The 5938-nt window shown below is 36.7% G+C and carries 6 protein-coding genes; all 6 read right to left on the minus strand.

Going from position 1 to position 5938, the window contains the following annotated elements; all coding sequences use genetic code 11:
* The coding region (ftsA, locus tag A9Q93_RS13360; RefSeq protein WP_303687901.1) for a cell division protein FtsA at nucleotides 1–995 on the minus strand (995 nt) is incomplete at its 3' end.
* 4 nt (nucleotides 996–999) lie between these two features.
* The gene (locus A9Q93_RS13365) at nucleotides 1000–1716 is read right to left on the minus strand and encodes a cell division protein FtsQ/DivIB (protein WP_303687902.1); all 717 of its coding nucleotides are present in this window, start codon (nucleotides 1714–1716) and stop codon (nucleotides 1000–1002) included.
* Complete coding sequence (murC, locus tag A9Q93_RS13370) at nucleotides 1709–3070, minus strand: UDP-N-acetylmuramate--L-alanine ligase (protein WP_303687903.1); 1362 nt, start codon at nucleotides 3068–3070, stop codon at nucleotides 1709–1711. Before murC ends, A9Q93_RS13365 begins: the two co-directional genes overlap by 8 nt.
* Nucleotides 3067–4161 (minus strand): undecaprenyldiphospho-muramoylpentapeptide beta-N-acetylglucosaminyltransferase, encoded by a 1095-nt coding sequence (gene murG, locus A9Q93_RS13375; protein WP_303687904.1) that lies wholly within the window; start codon nucleotides 4159–4161, stop codon nucleotides 3067–3069. Before murG ends, murC begins: the two co-directional genes overlap by 4 nt.
* Nucleotides 4139–5341, minus strand: coding sequence for an FtsW/RodA/SpoVE family cell cycle protein (locus tag A9Q93_RS13380; protein WP_303687905.1), 1203 nt, complete (start codon nucleotides 5339–5341; stop codon nucleotides 4139–4141). The genes murG and A9Q93_RS13380 overlap by 23 nt, the downstream gene beginning before the upstream one ends.
* A 1-nt stretch (nucleotide 5342) precedes the next feature.
* Nucleotides 5343–5938 (minus strand): UDP-N-acetylmuramoyl-L-alanine--D-glutamate ligase (murD, locus tag A9Q93_RS13385; protein ID WP_303687906.1); only part of this gene is annotated, 596 nt, incomplete at its 5' end.

Below are 5938 nucleotides of genomic sequence, written 5' to 3' on the forward strand. Positions count from 1 at the left end.
CCACCAGTAAGAACTACACCTGCAATCAGTTGTTTTTTAGGCTCATCATGACCGTAATTCTTAATTTCAACAAATACAGTTTCAAGTATCTCGATAACGCGAGCGTGAATGATCTTACTTAAGTTTTTAAGTGTAATCTCTTTAGGTTCACGACCTCTTAAACCTGGAATAGAGACGATCTCGTTTTCTTTATTTTCTCCAGGCCACGCACTACCGAACTTTGTTTTTAGTAATTCGGCTTGTTTTTCAATGATCGAGCAACCTTCCTTAATATCTTGAGTGATGATGTTACCACCTTGAGGAATGACAGCCGTATGACGAATGATTCCATCTTTGAAAATGGCAAGATCTGTGGTTCCACCACCTATATCGATAAGTGCAACACCAGCTTCTTTTTCCTCCTGGCTCAATACAGCGTCTGCACTAGCAAGTGGTTCTAAAGTTATTTTCTTTAGGTCTAAGTCAGCACTTTTTACACATCTATAGATATTACGTATGGAAGCTACCTGACCTACAACTACGTGAAAATTTGCCTCTAATCTACCACCATACATTCCAACAGGTTCCTTTACGTCAGACTGTCCGTCGATTTTATATTCTTGTGGTAATACATGTATAATCTCTTCTCCTGGAAGCATTACTAATTTGAACACCTGATTGCAAAGTTTTGCAATATCATCTTGATTAATAACAACCTCGCTATCTCCTCTGGTGATATAATCACTATGCTGTAGACTTCTAATGTGTTGTCCAGCTATTCCTACTGTTACACCTTTAATCTTTATACCGCTTACAGCCTCTGCCTGACTAACGGCTTGCTGGATAGAAGTAATAGTTTGAGTAATATTATTTACTACACCTCGATGTACTCCTAAACTTTTTGATCTCCCTACACCTAGAATCTCAAGTTTGCCGTATTCATTTTTGCGACCTATCATAGCTACAATCTTTGTTGTACCTATATCCAGCCCTACTGCATATTCTTGTTGTTCCATTTTCCTACTTTTTAATTACTACTACTTGATTATCAAATCGCAAATCAATTGTTTTAAGCTCATCTAGTCTGTTATCTTTTTGCATCTTAGCAATAAGTGCTTGATAATTAATCATTTTATGGTCTAGTTTTTCCACTTTCCCTAACTTCACTTTAAAATCAAACGCTCGTACTGATAAAGTCACTTCTTGATCTTTATCAAAATCAATTTGGGTAAATGAAGAATTCAAAAACTCCTCACTACGTATGCGATTGATCAACTCGTAAGTTTGATCTTGTACCTTTTCATTAAATCCATAAACCAACGGGACATTCACTGTATGTTCCTTTGACAAAGGCATGATTAAATTATCTTGATCTAAATAGGCATTTGTACTTCCCATGATTCTAGCGATAGGCTTTCTAGGTTGCACAACAGCTTTAAGCAATCCATCTAAGGAAACAGAAACCTCTGCATCTCTGATCATTGCGTTATCAACAAGTCGTAATTCACTCTTATTCAAATCTAAATTTTCTATGATCAGGTTCTTAACAGTATCGTTATTTTGTATCAACAATTTATTAACGTTTTTTTCTGATATCAATGGGTCACTATAATCTGTAAATGTGATGCTTACACCAGACAAAGTTCTGGTCTTATATCTATGCGATGCAAATGCATATAGACCTATGGCTAAAAACACTACGCACACTAGTTTTATAAGGTTTATAAGTCTATGCATCGGCCCAATTTTGAGTTATTTTATTGATCTCTACACCTATATCACCAGCACCTAACATAAGAACTATTCTTACACCCATTTCTTGTATAAATTCCTCGATATCTGCTTTTTCTACTACCGTAGTTATTTCTGGAGTATGTTCTAAAGCATTTATTTTTTGGCATAACGCGATAGAATTTATCCCATCTATAGGTAATTCTCTTGCGGGATAAATATCTAATAAACCTACTTTATCAAACTTACCTAAGGCTTGTGCAAATTCATCCATGAAATCCTTTGTTCTAGAAAACAAATGCGGTTGAAACAAAACTAACTTCTCCTCTTCTGGATACATTTCTGTCACCGCTTGATACACAGCTTCTATCTCTGTAGGATGGTGCGCGTAATCATCTATTAAAACGCGCTCTTTAGTATCAATTCTATAAGTGAATCTACGTTCAACACCTTGAAAAGACGACAAGGCTAGTTTCAGTTTTTCAGGGTTTGCTCCATATTCTAGAGCCACCGCCATAGCAAGAATAGCATTACTTAGGTTATGTCTTCCAGGTAATTTTAATAAGCAATTATCGATTTTGCCATTAGGTGTTTGTAAATCAAAATGATATGCTCCATCTATTATCACCTCATTTAACGCCTTATAATCTCCGGTTCCTAGACCTACTTTAATTCCCTTGAGCTCTAAACTCTCATTTACTAAAAGTTTTTTTCCATCAAGTAAATGCGCAAAATCATGAAAGGTTTTTTCAAATGTGGCCACATCTCCATAGATATCCAGATGGTCTGCATCCATGGCAGTAATGCCAGCGATGTCTGGATCTAATTGCATGAAAGAACGGTCAAACTCGTCAGCCTCCACTACCATAACATCTGTTCCAGAACATAGATAATTAGTACGGTACTCTTCAAGTATACCGCCCAAAAAGGCCGTTACTTTCACATCGCTTTTATAAAGTAAGTGCGCCAAAATCGCGCTAGTTGTGGTCTTCCCATGCGTCCCAGCAATAGCGAGACAGGTCATTGTTCTAGAGATCTGACCTAGAAGTTGAGCACGTTTGATAGTGGTGATTCCGCTTTCGCGAAAGCGGACTAATTCTCCAAAATCTACTGGTACTGCAGGAGTATAAATGACTTGTGATGTATCTCTATTTTTGTAGGCTTCATCTATTTTTTCATAATCATCTGTGTAATGAATATCGATGCCTTCTTCTTCTAGTTTTACCGTTAGAGCAGTTGTAACACGATCGTACCCAGCTACGTGTTTACCTTGTTCATTCAAATAGCGAGCGAGAGCACTCATCCCGATGCCGCCGATACCTATGAAATAAAAGTGCGTTATGTGTTGCAGCTCTTTCATTTAAGTAATTGTTCTATCTCGTTAACTATATCATTTGTAGCTTCTGGCAAGGCTAAATTTTTAATACCTGATGAAAGCTTGTCTTGCAAAATCGCATCGGCAATAAGTCCATTCCAAATAGGTAAAAAGTTTTGATCAAGATCTTGCTCTTTGATCATAAGTGCCGCATTTTTTTCTACGACTGCCAAGGCATTTTTAGCCTGGTGATCTTCTGCCACGTGCGGTGACGGAATAAATATTACGGGCTTTCCCACAATACTTAACTCAGATATAGATCCTGCACCAGCTCGTGAGATAATAAAATCTGCAGCAGCGTAGGCAAGATCCATTCTATCAATAAATTTATAAACACTCAAATCATGACTTGATTTATTCTTGTACTCATCGTAATAAATTTTACCGCATTGCCAGATAACCTGCACTTCTTCCATCAAGTGCTCTTTGTAGGTATCTATTAATTTATTGATACGCCTGGAGCCTAAGGAACCACCTAAAACTAGAAGCACTTTTTTATCAGGATCAAGATTAAAATATTCTTGAGCTTCTTCTTTAACTTTAGAGATATCCAATAGATCCTGACGGACTGGATTACCTGTTAAAACTATCTTTTCCTTAGGAAAAAAACGATCCAAACCTGTACTTGCCACGCAAATCTTGTCCACTTTTTTGCTCAGTAATTTATTAGTGATGCCTGGATAAGAATTTTGTTCTTGAATTAAAGTTGGAACACTCATTTTATTTGCCATAAAAAGCAATGGACCACTAGCAAAACCACCTGTTCCTATTGCTATGTCCGGCTGAAAGTCTCTAATGATTTTACGAGAATCAATTAAACTTTTAATGACTTTAAAAGGGAAAGCTAAGTTTTTGAGAGATAAACTTCTTTGAATGCCACTTATCCATAATCCTTTAATTGTATATCCAGCAGCAGGAACTTTTTCCATTTCCATGCGGTCGCTTGCTCCTACAAAAAGTATATCACAATCTGGCCATCTTCTTTTGCATTCATTTGCAATAGAAATCGCTGGATAGATGTGTCCACCTGTTCCTCCACCTGATATGATAATTTTATATGGCTTCACTGAGTACATCTAAAGGGTTCATTTCTTCATCTTTTGTTTTTTCTTGTATTTTCTCTTCGTCTCTTTTTGCACTTACACTTAAGACAATTCCTATAGACATACAAGTCATTAATATAGAAGTTCCTCCACTACTTATTAGGGGCAAAGTTTGTCCTGTAACTGGAATCAAATTAACGGCTACTGCCATGTTAGTGAGCGCTTGAAAAATAATAGGAAAACCTACTCCTATGACGAGTAACTGTCCAAAAACAGTTCCTGCTTTAGTAGAGATAATTATAAGTCTGAAAAGGAAAAACAGATACAATGCTAGTATGGTTAAACCTCCTATTAGGCCGAACTCTTCTAAAATAATGGCAAAGATAAAATCACTTGACGATTGGGGTAAAACATGTTTAGTAACACTTTTACCAGGCCCTACTCCAAAAGGATATCCGTTGGCAATAGCTGTTTTTGCTCTCTCTACTTGGTAATTTGTGTCAGCATCTCCTTCACCTCCAAAAGTCTCAATACGCGATACCCATGTATCTACACGATTAGGAAAAACACCTGGAAAAGCTTTTGCCGTTAATACAAAAAGAGTCATTGATAAAAAGCCTATACCTATTATACTCATTAAATATTTCAATGGATAGCCACCTATAAAACAAGTCAGCAATACCATAGTAAAAATGAGCACTGCAGTTGACAGATTAAAAGGTACAATAAGGACAAGTATAATTCCTACTGGTAACCACAGCGGTAATAAGGACTGCTTAAAAGTCACCTCTTTATCTTTTATGGAAGCAAGATATTTTGCAACGTAAGCCATTAATACTACAAAAGCAAAAGTGCTGGTTTGAAACTTCATTCCTATTACTGGAACCGTCATCCACCTACTAGCACTAGCACCACCCATAACAGTACCTTGCATTGCAGTATAAATTAGTAAAATCACCACAACTGGGATCAACAAAACGCTTAGACCTCTAAAATATCTATAGGGTATTTTATGCACGGCGTATAGTAGTCCTAGTCCTATAATAATGTGACCAAAATGTTTAACTAAATACTTGGTTGTATTACCAGTACCTTGACCTATATAAGCCAGGTTTGCACTGGCGCTATATACAGGTAAAAAGGAAAACACTAGTAATATAATTACAAGCGCCCATAGAAAGGTATCACCAGATATGTAGTTTTTAACCTTCAAATTATAATCCTCTTACTGCATTTTTAAATTGACGACCGCGATCCTCATAATTTTGAAATAAATCAAAACTTGCACAAGCTGGACTTAAAAGAACGTTATCACCAGCAGTCGCTAGTTTATATGCCACACGTACCGCATCTTCCATGTTACTAGTCTCCACCATTTGTTCCACACAGTTCCCAAACGCTTCAACTATCTTAGAATTATCAGTTCCTAGGCAAACTATCGCTTTTACCTTACGATTAACAAGGCTGTACAGATCCTTATAATTGTTACCTTTATCAACTCCTCCTACTATCCATACGGTAGGTTGCTCCATACTGTCAAGCGCGTAATATGTCGCGTTAACATTGGTAGCTTTTGAATCATTAATATATTGTACTTTGTTGATTTTAAGGACATTTTCTAGACGGTGCTCTACTCCTTCGAAAGAAGTAAGGCTTTGTCTTATAGTTTCCTTTCTTATTTGCAAAAGTTTTGCAGTAGTAGAAGCAGCCATTGCATTTGCGGTGTTGTGCTTCCCTTTTATAGATATTTGCTCTGTAGGCATAGTGAATATGGAATTATGGGTATTAATATTTATTTTGTTGTTATGTA

Origin of the sequence: Nonlabens dokdonensis (assembly GCF_002162835.1) — a bacterium.
In the GTDB taxonomy this organism is placed as follows: domain Bacteria; phylum Bacteroidota; class Bacteroidia; order Flavobacteriales; family Flavobacteriaceae; genus Nonlabens; species Nonlabens dokdonensis_B.

Coding starts and splice junctions, on each gene's coding strand:
- murC (WP_303687903.1), bottom strand. CDS start 3,070: ATGAAAGAGCTGCAACACATAACGCACTTTTATTTCATAGGTATCGGC.
- murG (WP_303687904.1), bottom strand. CDS start 4,161: ATGTACTCAGTGAAGCCATATAAAATTATCATATCAGGTGGAGGAACA.
- A9Q93_RS13365 (WP_303687902.1), bottom strand. CDS start 1,716: ATGCATAGACTTATAAACCTTATAAAACTAGTGTGCGTAGTGTTTTTA.